Origin of the sequence: Thiomonas sp. FB-Cd (genome assembly GCF_000733775.1) — a bacterium.
Taxonomy (GTDB): Bacteria; Pseudomonadota; Gammaproteobacteria; order Burkholderiales; family Burkholderiaceae_C; genus Thiomonas_A.
This window is the reverse complement of the sequence record NZ_JPOE01000005.1, coordinates 58,865-80,648: the sequence shown is the minus strand read 5'-3', so window position 1 is coordinate 80,648 and position 21,784 is coordinate 58,865. Positions and strand designations below refer to the sequence as shown.

The following is a 21,784-nucleotide window of genomic DNA, read 5'->3' as shown; positions in this document are numbered from 1 at the left end:
TCGAAAGCTGGCCGGTTAGGCAATCTTGAATCGTGATACGGACTCACGCAGCGCTTCTGCCACACGCGCCAACTCGGCCACAAGATCGGCGGTGGAACGGGTGCCCTGGCTGGTCTGCTCGGTAACCGCGAAGATGTGCTGGATGTTGCCAGCCACCTTGTTGGCCGATTGCGCCTCGGTGAGCGTCTGTTCGGAAATGCGTTGAATCAGATCGGCAAGTTGACGCGACACGCGGTCAATCTCCGCCAGCGCGGCACCGGCGTTATCCGACAGCTTGGCGCCTTCAACCACGCCTTGAGTACTCTTCTCCATGGCCGCCACGGCGTCCTGGGTGTCTGTTTGAATCGCGCGGACCAGCGCCGCAATTTGTTTGGCCGCTTCAGCCGAGCGCTCCGCCAAACGCTGCACTTCCTCAGCCACGACGGAGAACCCGCGGCCCGCGTCGCCTGCCGAGGCCGCCTGGATGGCAGCATTGAGCGCCAACACGTTGGTCTGTTCGGTAAGGTCAGAGATCAGCTCCGTGATCTCACCAATTTCCTGGGATGATTCGCCAAGGCGCTTGATGCGTTTGGACGTGTCCTGGATCTGGGTTCGGATCAAGTTCATGCCCTCGATGGAGTTGCGCACCGCCTGCAGGCCTTGCTCGGCGGCGGCTAGTGACTGACGCGCCACGTCGGTCGACTGCTGGGCTTGCGCCGACACGGTATTGATGCGCTCGGCCATGTCGAGCACCGATTGGCCCGTTTCGCGGATTTCCACCAGTTGCTGCTCGGATGACTTCAGCAAGTTGCCGGACGTCGTCTGTGCCTGCGTGGATGCGCGGCTGACTTGGTCGGCGGTGGACTGCACCTGAGACACCAGGTTGCGCAGCTCCTCGACGGTGTAGTTCACCGAGTCGGCGATGGCTCCGGTGATGTCCTCAGTCACCGTCGCCTGCTGCGTGAGATCGCCTTCGGCCACGTTCTGCAGTTCATTCATCAAACGCAAGATCGCCGACTGGTTGGCTTCGTTGGTTCGCCGTGCCTCCAATTCCTGGCGCTCGGCCTGCTGGCGCTGCAGCTCGGATTGCAGCGTCCGTTGCCGGGTTTCCTGGACGTACAGGCGTGCCAAACCGACCAGGGCCAACAGTGCTAGAAAGGCCATGGCGACGAGGAACAGCAGGGCGGGCATACTCACGCCGGCCTGGGACGAATACTGCTGCTGCAGATCTTGAAGACCTGCCAGCAGGGGCACCGAGTCCTTCACGACGGCAGCTTGGGCCACGCGAGCGCTGCTCAGGCCTTGCAGATTGGCCAAGATGGATGTTGCAAGCTGGCGAGTCGCCCCAAAATTCTTCGCCAGGGCGCTGAGCTGCGCGCGCAGTTGCGGGTCCCGCGCGGCGCTGAGCTGCAAATTGGCGTCGCCATCGAGCAGGCCCTTGGAAAGGTCGTTGAACGTGTTGAGGTCCTTGCCCAGCGCAAACACGGCCTCGGGACTCACGCCCTCAAAGGACAGGAATTCATTCGCAGATTTGCCAATGCGCTGGGTCAGCATATTGAGCTGGCTTGCTGCCGCAATGTCGGCGGCCGGGGCATTTTGCTGCAGCATCAGCGACGTGATCGTTTCGGTGGTTTCCAGCAGGCTGTCGGATTGGCGGTTCACCTTGCGCAGCGCATTGTTCGTCTGGGTCAGCACAGGCTCCAACTTCACCACGGCCCGAGCGTTTTCGACCGTGGTGTTTACGAGGGGTTGCAATTTGGCCAAATCCGAACCAGCCGCACCCAATGTTGCGTCTCCGCTCAGGTGTTGCATGTCGGCGTTCAGCGCCTCGGCGCTGGTCTTGAGTTCGCCGAAACCCTCATTGGATCCGAGCAAGGCGGCACTGATGGATTTGGCAACACGCTGGGACTGCATCAGAGCGTCGCCCGTCGTGTCCAGCCGCTTGGCCGAGCTCGAGGCAACGCGTAGCGTGACGGCCAGGCCGAGGCCAACCAAAATCACGGCGACGATCAGCACCACGGCCAGCAAGCGCTGCTGCTCGCCCACAGGCCGATTGCCGATCAAAGGAAGGGGTGAGGGGCCATTCGTGGCGGGGCTCGTCTCTGTGGGGTTCCCTTCCATTTGCACGGTGGATGACATGGATGCGCTAGCGTCGGTGATGGCGGTGGATGCCTCAACGGGATGCTTGGAACCGAACAGGGAAAACAGGGCCATGGGGACTCCGGCGTGACGTCTGATGTGGGGAAATGATCGGATGGGAAATTGAACGATGGGCCTGACGAGGCGGTATCGCGAACGCGTGTGTCAATTAAACAACGCTCAGGAAGCGTGGGTCGTCGGCCAGAGCCGCCAGATTGAGCTCACGCCATCTTGAGCCGGACGCGTCGCGCAGGCCCATGCCAAGCCACGATTCGGTGCTTGCAGGGGCGCTTTCATCCACCATGAACTGCCCGGGGGTGCGCAGACCTGCGAGTTGGTCAACCAGCAAGACGGCGTTGATTTCCAGCTGGGGGGAAAACTGAATGAAGCGACTCTGGGCATGATTGCGTATCGCGCTCGCCCGTGCAATGCCGAGAAAAGCTGCCAAGTCGACGACTCCGCAAAGTACGCCCCGAAGGTTGACCAGACCGGCAAACCACGGCTGTGCGTGCGGCAAAGCCGCAGGCACTTCATACGCCGAGATCTCGCCGGACTGGGATAGCGGAAGCAGAAAGCGCTGTGGGCCGGCGAGCACGGCCAACCAACGCGATTCGCTCTGCGTCTGCTGTGCGGCTTGCAGGCGCGAGGCTAGCTGCCCCTGAAATTCAATCAGACTACTGCGTGCCATGGCATGAAGGAGGATTGAGGCGGCGCGGAACGGCCCGGGGGCGTTGTGAAATCAAACGAGGGGTGATGCTGAAGGGCAGCAGCATGGATGCGCCATCAGGGAAGTGCCATGATCTTGCTCAGCAGGTCGTGCGGGTCCACCGGCTTCGTGACGAAGTCGCGCGCACCCTGACGCATCGCCCAGAGCCTGTCGGTCTCCTGATTCTTGCTGGTGCACATGATCACGGGCACTTCACTGTAAGCCGGATTGCGGGTGATCTGACGGGTCAGCTGGAAGCCATTTTGCCCCGGCATCACGACGTCCATGAGAATCAGGTCAGGCTTGTCCGCTGCGAGCTGTGCCATCGCCTGCTCGCCGTTTTCGGCGGTGCTGACGGTGTAGCCATTCTTGTTCAGGAGGTCGGACAGGAAGTAGAGCTCGGTGCGCGAGTCGTCGACGATGAGGATTTTGCGGATACTCATGGGTTCGTTGTGCTGGTGCTGGAAGTGGTGCTGGAAGCGTCTGCTGCGTGGCGGTAGTTGTCCACGGCTTGCAGCAACTGATCTTTGGTGAACGGCTTTGTGAGATACGCCTCGGCACCGACCATCCGGCCCCGCGCCTTGTCGAACACGCCGTCCTTGGATGAGAGCATCACCACCGGAATTGCGGCATGGCGTGGGCTGCGCTTGATGATCGCCACAGTCTGGTAACCATCAAGGCGAGGCATGAGAATGTCGCAGAAGATGATGTCAGGCATGGTGTCGTTGACTTTGGACAGCGCATCGAAACCGTCTTCCGACAGCAAGACCTTGTAGCCGGCCTGCTTGAGGAAGATTTCCGCACTGCGACGGATGGTGTTGCTGTCATCAATCACCAACACCTTGAAGGAACCGTTGGCCGTACTCAAGCAGGGTCTCCAAAGAGTATGAAGGGGTGAAGAACCGAGGCACAAAACCCACGAGGCCCGCAGCAGGCGCTCAGATCTGCACCATTTCGAAGTCGTCCTTGCGGGCTCCGCATTCCGGGCAGGTCCAGTTGATCGGAACATCCGCCCAGCGCGTGCCTGGAGCAAGGCCGCTTTCCAGATGACCTTCTTGTTCTTGATAAATGTAGCCGCAGATCAGGCACATCCACGTCTTGTAATCGGGTTGTGTCACAGCGTATCGTCCTCTGGCATAAGATTCAATCATTCTATGAAGAGGTAGGCGGGCGTTGTGGCGTCCTGCATACCAAGTGCGGCTGCGGGTATGGCCGCGTCCTTTGTTCGTTCTCATCCATCCCGATTCCATCATGCCCAATTCGACTGAAGCACCAGAATCCCCGCCGGCCGTGATGGCCTTCAATGCGGCCGACCCCAGCGGCGCCGCTGGACTGGCCGCCGACCAGGCCGTGTGCGCTGCTGTGGGTTGCCACGCATTGCCCGTGACGACTTGCATCTGGGTGCGCGACACGGCCGAGATTTTCGATATCGTCGAAGTCGAGGCCGACGCCGTGGTTGAGCAGGCACGCGCCGTGCTTGAAGATGTCGAGCTGGCGGCATGGAAAGTGGGATTCCTCGGCAGCGTGGAAGTGGTCAGCGCCGTGGCCGAACTTCTGGCGGACTATTCGCAGGTGCCGCTTGTCACGTATATCGGCAATCTGCAGGCTTTGGACGAAGCCCAAGCCGAGGAGTACATCAAAGCCATGCAGGAATTGGTGTTGCCTCAAACACGCGTGCTTTGCGGCAATCACACCGCGCTCACCCAGTTCCTTTTCCCCGACGTGGAGCGCGAAGAGCCTCCAACACCTGAGGCCCTGATGCAGCAAGCGCAGGGCATGGGCGTGCAGTACCTGCTGGTCAGCGGCATTCTCGTGCCCGAGAATCACGTCGAGAACGTCTTGCTCAGCCCACGGCGCCAGTTGCTGCGGGAACGATTCGAGATGTTCGACGCCGGTTTCTCTGGCGCCGGCGACACCTTGTCGGCTGCCGTGGCAGCGTTGCTCGCCACGGGTGCCAAGCTTGACCAAGCGGTACACGAGGCACTGGAATTTCTGGACCAAAGCCTGGATTTCGCATACCGTCCTGGTATGGGACATCTCGTGCCCGATCGCTTTTTCTGGGCGCAGACCGGCCCAGAGGCCGACGACGATTCCATCTCCCCGGTGAGCCTGCAGTAGCGCTTTCCACTGGGGTTACCACGCCTTGCTGCTGCCCGGCGCGGGCCGTCTTTTCTTGGGACATTTCCAACATGACCAGTAACGCCAAGCTTTTTGAACGCGCCCAGCGCACCATACCTGGCGGAGTCAACTCCCCGGTGCGTGCCTTTCGCCAGGTGGGTGGAATACCCCGATTTATCGACCGCGCCGAGGGGCCCTACATGATTGACGTGGAGGGGCGCCGCTACATCGACTACATCGGATCGTGGGGGCCCATGATCGTGGGTCACGCCCACCCTGAGGTGGTCGAGGCGGTGCAACGTGCCGCGACGCGCTCATTGTCTTTTGGTGCGCCCACGGCCGATGAAATCGACATGGCCGAAGCCATATGTGCGCTGATGCCTTCGGTGGGAATGGTGCGGTTGGTCTCAAGTGGCACCGAGGCTGGGATGAGCGCGCTTCGGCTTGCGCGCGGCTTCACCGGGCGGGATGCCATCGTCAAGTTCGAGGGTTGCTACCACGGCCATGCCGACAGCCTGCTTGTGAAGGCAGGCTCGGGCCTGCTCACCTTTGGCAATCCAAGTTCAGCAGGTGTGCCGGCCGACTTGGCCAAGCATACCCTGGTGCTCGAGTTCAACAATATCCCGCAGATCGAAGAGCTGTTCGCCGAGCGCGGGCATGAGATTGCCTGCGTCATGGTTGAGCCCATTGCCGGGAACATGAACTTTATTCGCGGCAGCAGCGCCTGGCACAGGCGCCTCCATGAACTATGTGCTGAACATGGTTCGCTGCTGATATGGGACGAGGTCATGACGGGGTTCCGAGTCGCTTTGGGCGGTGCGCAGCAGGTCTATGGCATGCGGCCTGACTTGGTCGTGATGGGTAAGGTGATCGGGGGCGGCATGCCGCTGGCAGCCTTTGGGGGCAGGGCCGAAGTGATGCGCAAACTGTCTCCACTCGGTGGCGTTTATCAGGCCGGCACCTTGTCGGGGAACCCCGTGGCCGTGGCGGCCGGGATGGCGCAGCTGCGGCTCATCCAGCGCACTGGTTTCTACGATCGGCTGGCAGCGGCCACACGCAGCTTGATGCAGGGCCTGGAGCAGGCAGCCAACCGCCACGGCGTTGGCTTCCGCACGGACAGCGAGGGCGGCATGTTCGGCTTTTATTTCGCCACGGACCTTCCACGCAACTACCCGGACATTGCGCGCGCTGATGTGGAGTTGTTCAAGCGCTTCTTCCACGCGATGCTGGACCGTGGCGTGTATCTCGCCCCCAGCATGTACGAAGCCGGCTTCGTGTCGGCGGCACACGACGAGGCCGTAATCGCCGCAACACTCGCGGCGGCTGATGGAGCGTTCGCGGAACTGGCGCGAGGTTGAGACACCGACAGGGGCGCGCAATAGCCGACGGGGACGTGCGACCCCCTCGGCGTGTCTCAGCGCGGTATCTGCACCTGATAGGCTCGTGCGGCAATCACACCCGTGCGAGCGTTGATATAGGGGCCGAAAAGATGGTGCTCAAAGAAGCGAGGGGCGGGCAGCATGACAGCCAAGCGCGCCGCCTGCAAGTGCGACAGACGTGATGCGGGCTGATGAAAGTAATGCTCGGCCGCGGCCTTGGCGCCGTAGATGCCCTCACCCCATTCGACGCTGTTGAGGTAGATTTCCAGAATGCGACGCTTGCCGAGGATCCCTTCGAGCATATAGGCGATAACCAGTTCTTGAGCTTTGCGCACGTAGCTGCGCTGGGGTGAGAGGAAGAGGTTCTTGGCCAACTGCTGTGTGATGGTCGAGCCTCCGACGACGCGGTGCAGGTGCTCGTCGCGCACGCTATGGTTCTTGATCCAGGCTTCGTGGATCGCTTTCCAGTCCACGCCGTCATTTGTCAGGAACGTGGCATCCTCCGACGCCACCACGGCGCGCTTGAGCCAGGGGCTGATGGCGTCGTAGGGTACCCAGTCGTGCTGCCATGGCACATCATCGCCGGAACGCAGGATGCGCAGCTGCGCCGCCCGCATGAAGGCAGTGCTCGAGGGCGTCGTCACCGTCCACGCCAAGATGCGCAGGGCGAAATAGGCTTGCAGGATCAATATTGCCGCGATGCAAAGCCAAAGGATGGAGCGCAGGGTTGGGCTGTCGGATCGCTTGGTCATGAGGAGCTTGCGGGAAGGGCTGCGAGTACGCTGCAGGCTCAATCGTTGCGTCCGCCCAGTTCGGCTTGCAGCACCGCGAGAATGGGCCTTGTGTTGGGGCGCACGCCGCGCCAGAGCCAGTAGCTCTCCCCGGCTTGTTCCACCAGCATGCCAAGGCCGTCGTGCCCCTGCGCACCCGCTTCCCGGGCCTGGGTGATGAAGGGCGTGGGCGCGGTGCCATACATCAAATCGTAGGCCAGTACGCCTGGGCGAAGAAGACCGTACGGAAGCGTGAGAAGGGTGCCGTCAAGGCTGGACGCGGTGGCGTTGATCACCACGTCGAACCCCAAGGGAGGCACCGCAGCAGCTTCAAGCGCCACACCGTGCGTGCGTGCCAGTGAAGCATGGCGCGCGACGAGACGCAAGGCATTCTCGGGGCTGCGATTCCATACCGTGACTGCTTGCGCGCGCGCTTCGATGAGCGCGCCCAATACTCCGGCAGCGGCGCCGCCCGCCCCCAGAAGCAGAACACGCTGTGAGGCCAGAAGGCCATCTTCGGGGCGCATGAGGATGCGCGCAAGATCACGGACCAAGCCGATGCCGTCCGTATTGTCGCCCCATAGCTGTCCTAGGTCATTCCAGCCCAGCGTGTTGGCCGCCTGCGCCTGCTCGGCGCGTGGGGAGCGCCGCTGCGCCAGGCGGGCGGCCTCGAACTTGAAGGGCACGGTGACGTTGCAGCCTTGCCCACCCTCAGCGCGGAATGCGGCCAAGGCCTCGGCAAAACCATCCAGCGTAACGAGGCGCGCTTCGTAGCGCAGATCGTGTCCGCACTGTGCAGCGAACAAGGCGTGGATGCGGGGTGACTTGCTGTGCGCGATCGGGTTGCCGAGCACGGCGTAGAGATCCGTATGGCTCATGGCGCTTTAGACAAGGCATCTTGCGGCTGGGCTTGCATTTGTGTCTCCAGGCCACTTTCGCGTGTAAAGTTGAACGCCGCAATGATGACAATCTGGTCGGCATCGCGTCGCATGCTGGCATTGAAGTCGCCAAATGGCTGAGCACCGTCGACGATGGCGCGTGCCATCCGATCAAGCATTGGATCGCCAGAGCTGCGCACCACTTCCGCTTTGACGAGTCGCCCTGAAGCGTCCACTGTGATGGCCATGATGAGCTTGCCGTAAAGCTTGCGTCCGGCCTGCTCCGGAAAGTCGGTTGTCCCAAGATGCTCGATCTTCTGACGCATCTTGTCGTAGTAGACGGCGTAGGGCACGCTCCGGGTGTTGGGGCCGACGAAGCGCCGACGGGGCTTGGTGTTTTGTTGTTCGATGCGCCGCTCGATGGCGCCAAGTAGATCCAGCAGGCGCTGGCGTCGATCTTCCAGCGCCTGAGCATCGGCCTTGGTCTGCTGAGACGCCATGCGTTGGAGCTGCACAAGTTGGCTCTTCACGCGGGTCACGAGCTCACGTTGCCTTTGCTCCTCCCGCGCCAGCGCGCGGGCTTGATTTTCCAGGGCATTGCCCTCAGCAACCGCAGCCGTAGCCGGCAAGGGCGTGGTGGCGAGGCCCCGCTGCGCATCGCCGCCGCCTGCGAGGTTCACTTGCGCGAGTGCCTGTGGCTTGTCGGGTGCTTCAAGAGTTGACTGGTTGACGAGAACAACAGACAGTGGCGTGTCGTAGAACATGCGGTTAAACGTCTGGGGTGCACCAGCCTTCAGCGCCAGCAAGGCGCCATGCACAGCCACGGACGCTGCCAGTGCCCATTGCAGCTTGCTCAAATGGATGGTGCGCAGCGCCGGCATATGCGAGAACGGGAGAGTGCTCGAACCTGCTCAGGCTGCAGACGTGGTCGTGCCGGCTGTGGCCTGTGCATCGGTCCCAGACTCCAGTTCGACCTCGACCTCCCCCTCGTCGACGGCCAGGTGCAGCCCGGTGACCAAGGCGGGTGTGTCTTCCTCCTCTGCTGGTTCCTCGGCGGAGATTGGAACGCCTGCTGCGGTGCCCCGATCCTGCAGGACTTCCACCACTTTGCACGGCTGCTCGAGGGTGATGAGATCGGCTTGGCCAAACTGCACCCGCACGCCGGTTCCGCGTGGCAGATCCTGTGCGCCTAGCGCCTGGAGCACGAGTGGCAGGCCCTCCACGCGGACCAGGCCGTCGCGCATCACGCTCGCTTGGCCCTCTGTGATTGATTCCTGCTGCAAGTACCGCAGGGTCCAGTAGCGCTCCATCCCGTTCTGGAACTCGGCGTAGGCCTTGTAGGCATCCTCGAATGCGCCAACGATGGCGTAGAGCTGAGCATCCTTGGGTTTGTAGGGCGCCCCAAGCAAGGCCGCTCGACCGTGGCGTACTGCGGCGATGATCTGGCTCTGGTTGAGCAAGTCCGTATAGCGTCGGAGCGGCGACGTGCACCAGCAATACTGCGGCACACCCAGACCCTGGTGGGGTGCGGGCTTGGTCCCCATGCGTGTGCGAAGATTGATGCCCATGCCACTTTGGCTGCGGTAGATTGCAGGCAGCCCCAGTTCGGCCAGCCAGCCTCCCCAGGTTGCGTTGGCAAGAATCATGAGCTCGGCGACGATGAGGTCCAGCGGCGATCCGCGCCTGCGGGGCACAATGGCCACCCGTGCCGTTGCCTCATTGGGCTCCAGACCTGTGACGCGGAAGGTGTAATCCACACCGCCCGCTCGCTCTGGCCGGCCACGCACAGCCTCGCGCCCGGCTTTGAGCTTTTGGGCAATGCGCCAAAGGTGGGCCAGTTCGGAGGCGAAAGGGTAGGTCTGCGATGGCACCGCGCGGTTCAGCGATTCTTCGGTGACCTGGTCATCCAACAAATCATGGCGCAGGTTTGCCACGATAGGCACGCGTTCGATGCATGTCTCGTGCGCCACGATTGCGAGGCTCGCGTCCAGCGTGAAGTAGATGCTCACGGCCGGCGGACTGCTGCCCTCAGCGAGCGTGAAGAGCGTCACGAGATCGTCCGGCAACATGGTGATTTTGTCGCCCGGCATGTACACGGTCGACATGCGCGCACGTGCTGCTTGGTCCCATGCGCTGTCGCGCAATAGGGCCAGCGCTGGCGCCGCAATGTGGATGCCCACGCGCAGCCCACCGCCATCGACCGGCTGCACGGAGAGGGCATCATCAATCTCGGTTGTGGCCGAATCGTCGATGGAAAAGGCTTTCACCGCAGCGAGCGGCAATCCTTCCGCATCCGCTTCGGGCAGCGGAACTTCGGGAAAACCGGTGCCTTTGGGAAAATGCTCCAGCAAGAAACGCTGCATGTGGAAGTGCCACGGTGAGCCAATTGCCCCGGCCTGTCGCAGCAATTGCAGCGCACCTTGACCACTTTGCTTGACGGCAAGCGCCAGCGCCCTGTACTCCAGGCTGTTCCTGTCCGGTTTGAACAGCAGGGTGTAGAGCTTGGCGCCGATGGAATCCGGGCAGCGGCCTTGCACCAGGGCATGCGCATCCTCTTCGATTTGCCGCTGTTGCGCCTGCTTGCGCGCGATCGCGACCAGTGCTGCCTGCACCGTTTCTTGACTGGCCTTACGAAACTGGCCTTTGCCCCGCCGCTGGAAGTAGTGTGGGGCGCCATGCAGGCGCAGCAACACAGCGGCTTTTTGCTGCGGTGTCGGTTTGCCACCGTAGTAATCGTCGGCTATCAGGCTAAAGCTGAATTCATCGTGCGGCGCAAACTCCCAAAGGAGGTCCAGGTCAATGCCGTCCTGCTGGGCTTGCGCCCACGCGAGCAGCTCTTCCGGGTCGGGTGCGCCAAAAGGCAGAAGCGCCTGCGACGCTTTGATTTTTTGGCGTTTACCACTCGGCAGTTCCACCTGCATCGAGGTCTCGGCCTGACTCAGGACACGTCCGGCAGCAAGTTTCCCGGCATCTTCAAAAAGGATATAAGTCACAGTAATCGAATCGGTTTTTTCAGCGTCAATTCTTGCAATGGCGGATCAAATGGTCATGCCACCCGCGACTTCGATCACCGCGCCATTCACATAACTGGCCTCGTCGCTTGCGAGAAAGGCGTAGACATTGGCCAGCTCTTCGGGTTCGCCCAGCCGCCTGAGCGGCACATGTTCGTTCATCATCTCCATGACTTCAACCGGAATGGTGTCAAGCATCGGCGTACGCACGAGGCCCGGGGCGACGGCATTCACCCGTACACCCTTAGGGCCGAGTTCGCGCGCCCAAGTCTTGGTGAATGCGATGATGCCTGCTTTGCTCGCGGCATAGTTGGTTTGACCAAAATTGCCATAGATGCCCGCCACGCTGGACGCGTTGAGGATGACGCCGCAGCCGCGCTCGATCATTCCGGGTGCCACGGCCTGCGCACAATGGAAGGCGGCGCGCAGGTTGACATCGAGCACGGCGTCGAACTGGTCAATGGTCATCTTGACAAGCCGCGCATCGCGCGTGATGCCCGCGTTGTTCACGAGAACGTCCAGCCGCCCATAGCGGGTGTGGATTGCGGCCACCAACGCGTCAACCTGGGGGCGATTGGTCACGTCACAGGCCTGACCCCAGGCCAAGCCGCCTCCAGCCTGAACTTGCGCAACCGCATTTTGCACAGACGCGGCATCGCGATCGCAGATGACTACGACGGCACCTTCGGTGCCGAATTTCCGGGCCGTGGCCAGTCCAATGCCCTGCGCGGCACCAGTGATGAGAGCGACTTTGTCCTGCAAACGCATGGGTCGAGTTCCTTGGGAATTGGGATGCAATCAGCGGCTTCGGCCGGGGACGTTTCAGGCGGCCGCCGGGTTGATGCCGAGAAAGGCAAGCACGGCGTCCAAATGGTCTTGCGCGTAGTTTTCGAGGGCGTGGCCACCGCGATCCGCCATGCGAAGGGCACTACCTGCATAGCGGGCGGCGCTTTCGCGCCAGTCAAGGACCTCATCGTCTCGCGCAATCACGGCCAGGAATCGCCAGGGATCAGGAACGGGGCGCGAGAGGTCGCCCACCTGCAGCGCTTCCAACTCTTCAACATGCTCGTGTGTGAAGACAAAGTGCTGCGATGGGTCATGCCAGGCGCTGAGCTCGCCGATCTGCGCGCGCAGGTCCCGCGCCGGGTTGACGGCGGTATTGAGCAGCGCTGCTCGGCAGCCCAAGTGATGGGCCAACCACGTGGCGTAAAAGCCGCCAAGCGAGCTCCCCACCAACGCGATACGCTGGGGCTCGACACCCTGTAGCGCCTGCAGCACTTCACCAATCGCCTGCTTGGGCGAGGGTGGCAGCTGTGGGCACACCCAGACGACCGGGGGCAGGACTGCTGAGCAACGCGCGCGGTTGATCGCGAGCAATCTCGTCGCCGTCTGCTGGGCCTTGGCCGACAGGGGTGATGAGCGAAAGCCATGCAGGTAGAGCAGGTGGGAAGGGGTGGTCATGCGGGTCATCACGGCGCACAGCGCGCGCGGCAAACCCGCAATGCTAGCGGCTGACTAGCAGATCGATGCCGCATGCTCGAGTCCAGGTGCCGAGCGCCTTGCCCGCATCGCACCTCTTTAGACAGCCGGGTCGCCCACGCTGATGGCTGGCAAAACGGCCTTTGGGGGTCAGATGCCGCGCACGGCACCCTGCCCGGAGGCTGCCTGCGCGTCGTCTTGTGGCCAGTCTCGGATATAGGCCTTGAGCATGCGGTTTTCAAAATCCTGCTCCTGAACCACCGCGCGGGCTACATCGTGGAATGAAATCACGCCAAGCAGGGTCATATCATCCATGACCGGCATATAGCGTGTATGGCTGTCAAGCATCAGCCGGCGCAGTTCGTCCAAGCTTGTGTGTGGGGCACAGCGCACCGGGTTGGTCTGCATCACGTTTCCTACGCGCTCCTGCGCAGGCGCGCTGCCTGCCAGCGCCGCAATGACCTCGCGGAATGTGAGCATGCCGGTTAAGCGGCCCCCATGCATCACCACCAAGGAGCCGACGTCATGCTGCGTCATGGTTTTGGCCGCTTCGAGCAATAGTGTGTCAGGAGCCACAGTAAAAAGCGTCCCTCCCTTTACACGCAAAATGTCGCTGACTTGCATGGCTGTCTCCTCGTGCACCGATGGGCGAAGTCCTTGTTTGACCAATATAGTGCAGGGGATGGCGGTATTCCATCCGCAAATACCAGATCGTCGAGGAGAGCACCAGGATGCGATGTCTAGTTAACGGTCGTACAGTGCATGTGGAAGAGGGCAGTGTGAGACCCGGTGAGTCAACCCCGGTCGTGCTGTTGCATGGTGCGTGCAACGACCACCGCGTCTGGTTGCCTTTGCTGCCGGGGTTGCAACAGGCGGGCTGCGCCGTGTATGCACCAGACCTGCCTGGGCATGGCCAAAGTGCCGGTCCGCTGTTGACCAGCGTGCCTGAAATGGCCGATTGGCTGATTGCGGTGCTTGAGGCCTGTGGTATCGCTCAGTGCGCGCTGGTGGGGCACAGCATGGGTTCGCTGGTCGCCCTGCACGCCGCAGCGCTGGTGCCTGGGTCGGTAACTCACTTAGCCTTGGTGGGCACCGCGTGGCCTATGCGCGTGGCCCCCACGCTCCTGGAACTGGCTCAGACTCAGCCGAGCGAGGCGATGCACAAGATGGCGCTGTGGTCCCACAAGCAGCGTGACGGCTTACCGCTGGACCCCTTGGCAGCAGCGCAGACGCAGGCGTTGATGGAATCCGTGCAATCAGGCTGGGGCGACGGCAATTTGCTTGCGGCAGATCTGGCCGCCTGCGACGAATACGGCAAAGGCGAGGCCATGGCCGAGCGTGTGCGCGGGCAGATCAAAGTGGCCTTCATTCTCGGTACAAATGACCGCATGACGCCTTTAAAGGCGGCTGCGCGGCTGCAGCAGGCGCTGCCTGAAGCAGGCGTCAACCTGCTGGACTGCGGCCATGCGCTGATGAGCGAAGACACGGACGGCGTGTTGCAGGCCCTGCTGCGTCTGTTGAGCAAGCGCGCAAGAAGTCCGCTCCTTGAGGCGGGGGAAGGATAGCGGTGATGCCGAAGGCATCCTTTGGGGCTTGGGCGCGATTTGATTTGATTTGTACTGTACTGTCTATCTAACTTGCAAGTAAGGAGGAAGGAGGGCAGGCGGGACACGCCCGGCTCGGCTGTGAAGTGCGTGGTGTAGCCATGCCGCGAGCCGCAGAAACCCACCGAAGCGACGCCGGGTGGCGGGCGCGGCGCAGAAGCCGGACTTGGGTAACCAGCGCAAGGTACTGGAAGAGTCTGTCGTGGCCAAGGGCCTGGCGAATGTGGTGTTCGTCGAGGAAGTGGGCGGCGGGCTGGCCTGCAAGCGCAGACGGTTTGTGGCGCTGATGGATCCGATCGGACGACGGGAAGTCAAGGGCTGGATTCTCGCCTGTCGCGATCGGCTCACCCGTTTTGGCTTTGGCTGGCTTGAGCACGACGTCAGGGCCAATGGCTGTGATGTGCTGGTTCTCAACCAGGAGCGACTGTCGCCCGAGCGGGGAATGGTCGAGGACTTGATGACCGTCGTGCATTGCTTTTCTTCCAGGCTGGACGGATTGCGGAACTTCCGAAAGAATCTGGACGAGGCGTTGAACACATGCCCGCGCATTCCCCTTCCTCGCCCGGCCTGACGCACAGCGTCGCTCAGGCGAAGCCGACCGGGCAGGACGGGGTCAAGCGGGCGGTTTTCGCTTGTTGTTCCTCTCCAGGCTGGATAAAATACCAGTATGCAACGCCGCAAGGTCACGCTCAAGCTGTACCCCAATGCCGCGCAAGCTGCGCGGCTTGAGGACTGGACGCGGCTGCACTGCGAGTTGTACAACGCGGCGCTGGAAGAGCGCATCGACGCCTGGCGCAAGGAGGGCAAATCGATCAGCTCCTTCGACCAGCAGAACGTCCTGCCGCAGATCAAGGCCGATCGGCCCGAGTTCATCGCGCTCGGCAGTCATGCCTTGCAGCAGACGCTGCGGCGGCTCGATCTGGCCTTTGCCGCATTCTTTCGTCGCGTCAAGGCGGGGCAGACGCCCGGATTCCCGCGATTCAAATCCAGCATGCGGTTCTCCGGCTTCGCCTATCCCGATCCGGCGGGATGGAAGCTCATGCAGCACGGCGGCCGTGGTGCCACGCTGCGCTTGGGAAGCGGCGAGGCTGCGATGTCCATTCGGGCGCGCGGCCGTCACCGCTTCGGCGATCAGGCAAAACCCAACGACATCACGCTCACGCGCAAAGGTGGTGGGTGGTTCGTGTCGGTCACGCTGCGCGTGCCCGATGCGGCCTGTGCGCGTGAGCGCACCGCTGATTTTCGACGTGGCGTGGATTTCGGGATCAACGACTGGGCGACGTTCGACGAGGGTCCGCCCATCGCGAACCCGCGCTGGCTGCGCGAGGAACTGCCGCACCTTGCCGCGCTGCAGCGGCAGCGCGCCAGGAAGAAGAACGGATCGCTGCGCTTCAAACGGCTCGGGCGTCGCATCGCCCGGCTGCACGATCGCATTGGCAACTTGCGCCGGGACTTCGTGCAGAAGGAAACAACCAGGATGGTGCGGCAATGCGCCGTCCTGGCGACCGAGCAATTGGCCCCGAAGACCATGAGCCGCAGCGCGAAGGGCACGGTGGATGCACCGGGCCGTCGCGTGCGGCAAAAGGCCGGACTCAACCGGGAGATCCTCTCGGCAGGGTTCGGCATGGTGCATCGGATGCTCGCGTACAAAGCGGAAGAAGCTGGTACGCGACTGCATCTGAGCCATACGCGCCAGCTCAAACCGTCGCAGCGCTGCGCGGCGTGCTGGGAACTCGTTCCCAAGACGTTGGCGCAGCGTGTGCATGGGTGCCCGCACTGCGGGCACACGGCGCCGCGCGACCAGAACAGCGCAATGGTGGTGCTCATCGACGCATTCAACACGCAGGACACGTCTGGGACGGGCGTGGCGGCGAGACCCAAACCTCTGCCACGGCAACGTGGCAAGTCCAAGTCTGTGACCCGCGAAACCCCCGCTACAACGCCATGCGTTTAGCGGCGGGAGAGTTCATACCGGCGAATTGGTCTGGCGTTCGACGCAAGAAGAGTACGAGTAAGCGCGCAGCTAACCCACAAGATTGCCATTTGTTCGCCATGCGGCCGACGCTAGGGCAAGCGGAGGGCTTCAAGCGCATGTGCAGCATGGCGAGGCGCGTCTGGAATTGGGCGTTGGAGGGAGACACGATGTCAGCGATGCCCATGCGCGCAATGGTGCATGCTTACGCTTTTGCGGGAGCGTCTGGATTCCACAGTGCATGGACGAGCAGAGCGGCAGCCGAGAATGCCGCACCCGTGGCGACAACTGCTGGCCAGCCGCCTAGTGCCCAAGCGTGGCTGGCGGCGAAACTGCCAACAGCGCCGCCGATGAAATATTGCGTCATGTACACCGCGTTGATGCGGCTGCGTGAGGCTGCATCCAGCGCATAGATGCGGGATTGGTTGGCGATCTGGGCGCCCTGTACGCCCGCGTCCAGCACGACCACACCCAGGACCAGCCAGAACAGGCCGTGGGAACCTGCGGCGAACAGACCCCAAGAGGCCAAGACGCAGATCACGGCTGCGAACAACACCCGGCGCGGGCCTCCGGGGCGGTCAGCATGCCGTCCGGAAAAGGGGGCCACCAGCGCCCCGGTCAGACCGAGGATTCCGAACAACCCCGCGACTGCCGGCCCGAGTCGGTAGGCCGGGCTGTGGAGCAAAGGCGTGAGCCCCACCCAGAAGACGCTGAATGATCCAAAGAAAAGGCCACCGGTGATGCCAGCCGCACGCAGTTCGGCGTATTTGCCGAACTGGCTCAAGGTTGAGGCGACAAGGTGCGCATAGGTTTGCGCCGAGGTGTCGTCGGCTGGCAAACGAGGGAGGGTTCGCCACAGCATTCCGAGCGAGCATACGTTCAGCAGGGTGGCCATGCCGAATACCGCGCGCCAACCGGCGGCTTGACCCACCAAGCCGCCCAGAACTCGGCCGCCCAGAATTCCGATCAGCAACCCGCTCATCACCAAGCCTACGGCGCGCCCGCGTTTCTGTACCGGCGCAAGATGCGCCACCAATGGCACGATCTGCTGCGCGATCGAGGCCATGAGCCCCACGCCGAAACTGGCAATGGCGAGCACGGTCACGGAGGGCGCCATTGCCGCCAGGCTCAGCATGACAACCAGGGCTGCACCCATGCCGAGGATGACGCGGTGGCGCGGATAGCGGTCGCCCAAGGGCCCGAGGCCAATCAGCCCGCAAGCGAAGCCAGCCTGGGTTGCGGTGGGGATTGAAGCAATGTTCGCCACCGTGCTATGAAACGATACAGCCAGCTGTTCCAACAAAGGCTGCACGTAATAGATGTTGGCCACGGCCACACCGCAGGCGATGGCCATCAGCGGCAAGAAAGCGCGTTGCATCGCCGGCGCGCTGGGCGCAGGCGTGGCAAGAGTTGAAGAGGACATGGACGAGGGAGTCAGCAAACCAGCCCGCAAGCCTAATGGCAGTGGGGTTTGTGAGCAGATGTCAATTGGATGGCCCGTCGCGTGCAGGGGTATGGAGCTCGAACTTCACGCTTTGGCTGATCTCCCGTATGAGCGCTGCCTCGTGCCCAATCAGCTGCAGGCGACGCGCGAGCGGATCCACGGTTGCACCGGCATCTGCAATGCCAGGTGCTACGAAAGCATCAGGTGAAATCGGGAGTCCACCAAGCGTATCGGAGCCTGTGGGCGCAAGCTGCTGCAGCACCCCATTGCGCGTCGGCGCGATCAACGCATCAATTGCCTGCCGCGTCAGGCGCTTGGCGCGCACTGCGCGCAGGACACGCATCGATGCCAGATGCGCAGCGAGAAGATAACTATGGGTGATGAGCCGACCGAGGCTGCGCAGCGCGCGCCGCTGCCGAGCGGGTTCCTCGAGCATGCGAACGTAAAGGCTGGTTATGGCGGCAAGGGTGTCAAAGAGGTGCTTACGCGCGATGCGAAAGGTGCGTTCGTCGGATTGCTCGACTGCCAGCACCGCTTGGGCATAGTCTCGTTGAGCTCGCATCAGTGCGGCAACCTGGCTCGGTGCATCTTGGTACTCCCAGCGCGGGAGCAGATAGCTGAAGCCCCATGCCAGCGCCGCGCCAATCACGGTATCAATCAGTCGCTGATTGACCAAGAACCGGACATCCCCCTCCAGCAGCCGCGCCAGAAGGAGCGATTGGACGCTAGCGGCGATTGCCGTGAAGCGGAAATTGGTTGTGACGAAGGTGCGCGCAAAAGTCAAGGCTAGGAATAGCGCCCCAAGTAATGTGGGAAGGCCGAGATGAAGGTTCAGCAAAAAAGCCACGAAAAGACAACCGATCAGCGTGCCCAATAGCCGGTCTTTAAGGCGCTGACGTGTGACGCCATAGTTCGGGCGCAAAATCACCGCGATGGTCAGCAAGATCCAGTAATCATGCGTCTGATGCGCGAAAAGAAGGCGCGCCACCAAGAGGCCGCAGAGAAGGGAAAGCCCGAGTCTTACCGCGTGCCGGAAGATGGGGGAGCGTAGGCGAAGATGCGCGAGGAGCTGGCGCGGTTCGTAACGCCAAGCGCTCACGAACAGGTTCACGTCGGGCAGGGCGGGCTGGTCCACGGCCTTGTCGCGCGAGGCGTAGGTGGCTTGCAGACTCTGGACCCATTGGTCGATTTCACGCAAAGTGTGCAGTAACGAACCAAGAGCAGCTCGGGCCTGTTCAGTTTGCGGGGTGCGTGCTGCACGCAGCAGATCATCTCCCTGCCGGCCCACGGCAATCCAGCGCGCGGGGTCGGGCGCCGGTGCGTCGAGCTCGCGGCTGTGCAGTAGCGCCAGCGCCAGCGCCGAGAGCGCGGATGCGGTCTGCGCTGTGCCAGCATGAAGCGCATCCAGCACATCGGTGCCTTCAAATTGCTGCCGCAACAAAAGGGAGTCCGTTTGGGCCGCCAATTGCGCCTCGAAGAGGTCAAGCATGTCAAGAAGCATGCGCGTCCACACCGCATCCAGTGGGCGCTCCCGTTCGCGCAGAACCAGGTCACGCGCGGACTGAAGTGCATCATTGGCCGCGCCCTGCAGCGCGGCCGCCCGGCCTACGGTCTCATCGTCGGCGGTTTGCAGCTGGTAGAAGTCGCTTTGCCAAGCCATGTAAGCCGCAAGAGCATCGAGCAGTTCGGCGAGCGCTTGCTGTTTGGTGCGGTTGCGCAAGATGCGACTCAGCAATAGCGCATAGCCGGTATACAGCAGCCCGCCAACCAGGAAATTCGTAACGCCGAGCACGTAGCTGGGAAGGTCGGGCGCAGCGTACGCCCCCAGGGTGATGATGGCGATGAAAAGAAGGCTGAAGCTCATTGCCACGGCACGCTTGCCCCACAGGCTCACGAGTCCCGCGCCGAATCCGAGCAGCGGTACCAGCAGCAACTGCAGCCATGGGCGGCCGAGACTCGCCCATACGAGCGCAAAGTACAGCCCGCCGGCAAAGGTGGAAAAGAGCAGTTCCACCGTTTTCACACGCAGTGGTGCTGGGTTATCGGCGAAACAGATGGTCAAGGCCCCGCTGCCAAGCGGTACCGCGAAGGCCATCCCGCCCACGGCATAGCCGAGAAGCCCCATAGCCAAGACCCCGATGGCTGATATAAGCCCTGAGGTGAATGAACGGCTCAACACGACACGGCTGAGCGCAGGTAGGGGATTCATGGCGGGTTAGGTTGTAGGCGGCGCCGCGGCATTGGTTCAGAAAACCTGGGCGTGATCTTCGCCCACTGCGCATGGTGCTGTCGGTCGCGTGCCATAGGGATGCGGTGAAAGTTTGTACGATGCTAAGCGACTATTGGAGCCAAGGGATGCAGATCGTCGTGGTGGGGGCCGGTGCGATTGGCGGCAGCATGGCGGTGAAGCTTGCCCATGCGGGGCATGCGGTAGGTGTTGTCGCGCGCGGTGTGCACATGCAGACCATCGTGCGTGAGGGGCTGACGCTGCATGACCCGTCCGGTACAACGACCGTGCATCCGCACGCAAGTGATCGACCGGAGGACTTCGGGCCGCAGGACCTGGTCGTGCTGGGTGTTAAAGCGCATCAAATCCCGTCGCTGTTGCCCCGTCTTCGGGGAATGTTGCGACCAGACACCATGGTTCTGCCTGCAATTAACGGCATACCTTGGTGGTACTTTCAGCATGATTCCAGTGCTTTTGCTCGCGAGCGCGATGGCAGTTGGGCCCGCATTGCCTGCCTCGATGGAGACGGAAGCATGGCAAGCGAGCTGGATGCAGCGCATCTGATCGGGTGTGTTGTCCACGGCTCTGCGGAACTCACGGCACCGGGCCACATTACGGCAAATGGGCAGTACCGGTACATCATCGGCGAAATCACGCACCGGGCAAGCGATCGGGTGAGCGCGCTGGCCGATGTTTTGCGCGGTGCGGGTTGTGATCCGCAGAGCACGGATCGGATCCGCGACGCCGTGTGGATGAAACTCATTGGCAACGCTGCGTTCAATCCGGTTGCTGCGCTCACTCGCGCTCGCATGGATCAGATCTGCGCCAATGCGGGTCTGCTGGACCTGGTGCGCGGGGTGATGATTGAGCTCATCGCCCTCGCACAGGCGTTCGGTTGCGATCCGCAGGTCGATCCTGATCGACGCATCGCAATCGGGCGCGCCATTGGCCCTGTCAAGCCTTCGACTCTCCAGGACCTGGAGAGTCGAAGGCCGCTCGAAGTTCAGGCCTTGCTGGGCGCGCCAGTGGAACTGGCGCGGCGTGCCGGACTCGCCACGCCGCTGTCCGAAGCTTTGCTCGCGTTGCTGAGCGAGTTGGACAAGCGCACAAGTCAATCCGTTTCCGGAGCATGAAAGGTGGCCTTCCACACAACGGTCCGGCGAGCCAGATCCGATCCGGGTGGCAGTAGGGCGGCGGGTTGAGTGGGGCTCCCGGAGAGGGCTGCGCGTGTTGACCCCGTCCCCGCGATTGAGGGGCGAAGCGAGCGGTCTGTCTTGGCCCTGATCCGGCGATGTCCAAAGGATGGACGTTGCCGAACCATCAAGCCGAACCCTGGCGTTGAGCCATTCGCGCAAAGCGGGCCGCTGCGATGCCCAAAAAAAAGCCGGTCAGATCTGACCGGCTAGAAGGTACTGGGAAGTACCGAGGAGACAATTGTTCAGGCTGAGTGGGCAGCCTTGATCGTTACATCACTCAGGCTGCGGCGCGCTTGCCACGCGTCGTACTTTGTGCAGCCTTCATGGCGGTATTGGTGACAGTATTGAAATTGGCTTCAACCACTTCAGCGGCCTGCTTGCTGGCCTTTTGAACGGTGTCGTAGGCGTTGTTGGCCGCGCTCAATGCGCTTTTCATCATCGCCACGGCAGTTTCGCTACCGGCCGGGGCATTCTTGACGGCAGTGTCCACCACGGATTGCATCTTCTTGTGCGCTTCGGCAACGTTGGCTTCGATGGCCTTGGCGAATTCGGCTTGCGTGCCAGATGCGATCTCGTAGAGATGATGCGAATACGACAGCAACTTTTCGGCCATCGGCTGTGCCAGGTTCGGCTGCAACGCGGTCAATTCTTGAATATCCTTGACCGACAGCGCTGCCATCGTGGCATCCGACGTTTCGTGCATGGCGGTCTTCAATGTCTGCATATTGAGTTCGACCATCTTTTCCAAGCCTTCGACTGCTTTACCACTTAGGGCAAAGATGGCTTCGAGTTGCGACTTCTGTGCGGCGATCATTTGTTCGGGGGTCATCATGGGGGCTCCTACGCTTCTAAAGTTGAACAGGACTGCATGCGCATTTTGAC

The 21,784-nt window shown here is 62.2% G+C and carries 21 protein-coding genes; 6 read left to right on the top strand and 15 right to left on the bottom strand.

The window, feature by feature from the left end:
- Positions 1–15: 15 nt before the first annotated feature.
- From CD04_RS0113955 to CD04_RS0113935, 5 genes are all read right to left on the bottom strand, one after another.
- Positions 16–2,193, bottom strand: a complete 2,178-nt coding sequence (locus CD04_RS0113955) for a methyl-accepting chemotaxis protein (protein WP_031407784.1) — start codon at positions 2,191–2,193, stop codon at positions 16–18.
- Positions 2,194–2,287: 94 nt separating this feature from the next.
- On the bottom strand, positions 2,288–2,806 hold the full coding sequence (locus tag CD04_RS0113950) for a chemotaxis protein CheW (protein ID WP_031407782.1): 519 nt from the start codon (positions 2,804–2,806) through the stop codon (positions 2,288–2,290).
- A 95-nt stretch (positions 2,807–2,901) separates the two neighbouring features.
- The gene (locus CD04_RS0113945; RefSeq protein WP_031407780.1) at positions 2,902–3,267 is read right to left on the bottom strand and encodes a PleD family two-component system response regulator; all 366 of its coding nucleotides are present in this window, start codon (positions 3,265–3,267) and stop codon (positions 2,902–2,904) included.
- Positions 3,264–3,692, bottom strand: a complete 429-nt coding sequence (locus CD04_RS0113940) for a PleD family two-component system response regulator (RefSeq protein WP_031407778.1) — start codon at positions 3,690–3,692, stop codon at positions 3,264–3,266. Before CD04_RS0113940 ends, CD04_RS0113945 begins: the two co-directional genes overlap by 4 nt.
- 70 nt (positions 3,693–3,762) lie before the next feature.
- Positions 3,763–3,915: a rubredoxin gene (locus CD04_RS0113935; RefSeq protein WP_031407776.1), complete on the bottom strand. Its 153-nt coding sequence runs from the start codon at positions 3,913–3,915 to the stop codon at positions 3,763–3,765.
- A 160-nt stretch (positions 3,916–4,075) separates the two neighbouring features.
- Here CD04_RS0113935 and CD04_RS0113930 point away from each other — a divergent pair, with 160 nt between their 5' ends.
- Entirely contained in the window at positions 4,076–4,942 is an 867-nt protein-coding gene (locus CD04_RS0113930; RefSeq protein ID WP_231480642.1) for a bifunctional hydroxymethylpyrimidine kinase/phosphomethylpyrimidine kinase, read from the top strand.
- A 71-nt stretch (positions 4,943–5,013) separates the two neighbouring features.
- Entirely contained in the window at positions 5,014–6,300 is a 1,287-nt protein-coding gene (hemL, locus tag CD04_RS0113925; RefSeq protein ID WP_031407772.1) for a glutamate-1-semialdehyde 2,1-aminomutase, read from the top strand.
- Between the two features lie 56 nt (positions 6,301–6,356).
- On the opposite strand, the gene mtgA is transcribed toward hemL, so the two are convergent.
- The 7 genes from mtgA to CD04_RS0113890 all read right to left on the bottom strand — a co-directional run bounded on the left by mtgA (position 6,357) and on the right by CD04_RS0113890 (position 13,083).
- Positions 6,357–7,073, bottom strand: coding sequence for a monofunctional biosynthetic peptidoglycan transglycosylase (mtgA, locus tag CD04_RS0113920; RefSeq protein ID WP_031407769.1), 717 nt, complete (start codon positions 7,071–7,073; stop codon positions 6,357–6,359).
- A 38-nt stretch (positions 7,074–7,111) separates the two neighbouring features.
- A complete protein-coding gene (gene aroE / locus CD04_RS0113915) occupies positions 7,112–7,969 on the bottom strand; it encodes a shikimate dehydrogenase (RefSeq protein WP_031407767.1) in 858 nt (285 codons plus the stop codon).
- Positions 7,966–8,826 carry a TonB family protein gene (locus CD04_RS0113910; protein ID WP_231480641.1) on the bottom strand — a complete coding sequence of 287 codons (861 nt, stop codon included), beginning with the start codon at positions 8,824–8,826 and terminating at the stop codon, positions 7,966–7,968. Before CD04_RS0113910 ends, aroE begins: the two co-directional genes overlap by 4 nt.
- 54 nt (positions 8,827–8,880) lie before the next feature.
- Positions 8,881–10,962, bottom strand: coding sequence for a ribonuclease catalytic domain-containing protein (locus tag CD04_RS0113905; RefSeq protein ID WP_031407763.1), 2,082 nt, complete (start codon positions 10,960–10,962; stop codon positions 8,881–8,883).
- A 45-nt stretch (positions 10,963–11,007) separates the two neighbouring features.
- Positions 11,008–11,748 carry a 3-oxoacyl-ACP reductase FabG gene (gene fabG / locus CD04_RS0113900; protein WP_031407760.1) on the bottom strand — a complete coding sequence of 247 codons (741 nt, stop codon included), beginning with the start codon at positions 11,746–11,748 and terminating at the stop codon, positions 11,008–11,010.
- A gap of 54 nt (positions 11,749–11,802) precedes the next feature.
- Positions 11,803–12,441, bottom strand: a complete 639-nt coding sequence (locus CD04_RS0113895; protein ID WP_369792836.1) for a YqiA/YcfP family alpha/beta fold hydrolase — start codon at positions 12,439–12,441, stop codon at positions 11,803–11,805.
- A 168-nt stretch (positions 12,442–12,609) separates the two neighbouring features.
- Positions 12,610–13,083 (bottom strand): CBS domain-containing protein, encoded by a 474-nt coding sequence (locus CD04_RS0113890; protein WP_031407756.1) that lies wholly within the window; start codon positions 13,081–13,083, stop codon positions 12,610–12,612.
- 107 nt (positions 13,084–13,190) lie between these two features.
- Here CD04_RS0113890 and CD04_RS0113885 point away from each other — a divergent pair, with 107 nt between their 5' ends.
- From CD04_RS0113885 to CD04_RS0113875, 3 genes are all read left to right on the top strand, one after another.
- The gene (locus CD04_RS0113885; RefSeq protein WP_038168405.1) at positions 13,191–14,024 is read left to right on the top strand and encodes an alpha/beta fold hydrolase; all 834 of its coding nucleotides are present in this window, start codon (positions 13,191–13,193) and stop codon (positions 14,022–14,024) included.
- Between the two features lie 178 nt (positions 14,025–14,202).
- The gene (locus tag CD04_RS0113880) at positions 14,203–14,634 is read left to right on the top strand and encodes a recombinase family protein (protein ID WP_197033134.1); all 432 of its coding nucleotides are present in this window, start codon (positions 14,203–14,205) and stop codon (positions 14,632–14,634) included.
- 96 nt (positions 14,635–14,730) lie between these two features.
- Complete coding sequence (locus tag CD04_RS0113875; RefSeq protein WP_031407751.1) at positions 14,731–16,017, top strand: RNA-guided endonuclease TnpB family protein; 1,287 nt, start codon at positions 14,731–14,733, stop codon at positions 16,015–16,017.
- Positions 16,018–16,240: 223 nt separating this feature from the next.
- On the opposite strand, the gene CD04_RS0113865 is transcribed toward CD04_RS0113875, so the two are convergent.
- Together CD04_RS0113865 and CD04_RS0113860 are read right to left on the bottom strand one after the other, a co-directional pair.
- On the bottom strand, positions 16,241–17,458 hold the full coding sequence (locus CD04_RS0113865; RefSeq protein WP_031407747.1) for an MFS transporter: 1,218 nt from the start codon (positions 17,456–17,458) through the stop codon (positions 16,241–16,243).
- A gap of 61 nt (positions 17,459–17,519) precedes the next feature.
- Positions 17,520–19,688: an FUSC family membrane protein gene (locus CD04_RS0113860; RefSeq protein WP_081858024.1), complete on the bottom strand. Its 2,169-nt coding sequence runs from the start codon at positions 19,686–19,688 to the stop codon at positions 17,520–17,522.
- A gap of 146 nt (positions 19,689–19,834) precedes the next feature.
- Here CD04_RS0113860 and CD04_RS0113855 point away from each other — a divergent pair, with 146 nt between their 5' ends.
- Complete coding sequence (locus CD04_RS0113855) at positions 19,835–20,839, top strand: ketopantoate reductase family protein (RefSeq protein ID WP_031407743.1); 1,005 nt, start codon at positions 19,835–19,837, stop codon at positions 20,837–20,839.
- A 340-nt stretch (positions 20,840–21,179) separates the two neighbouring features.
- On the opposite strand, the gene phaP is transcribed toward CD04_RS0113855, so the two are convergent.
- The gene (gene phaP, locus CD04_RS0113850; protein WP_031407741.1) at positions 21,180–21,734 is read right to left on the bottom strand and encodes a TIGR01841 family phasin; all 555 of its coding nucleotides are present in this window, start codon (positions 21,732–21,734) and stop codon (positions 21,180–21,182) included.
- Positions 21,735–21,784 lie beyond the last annotated feature (50 nt).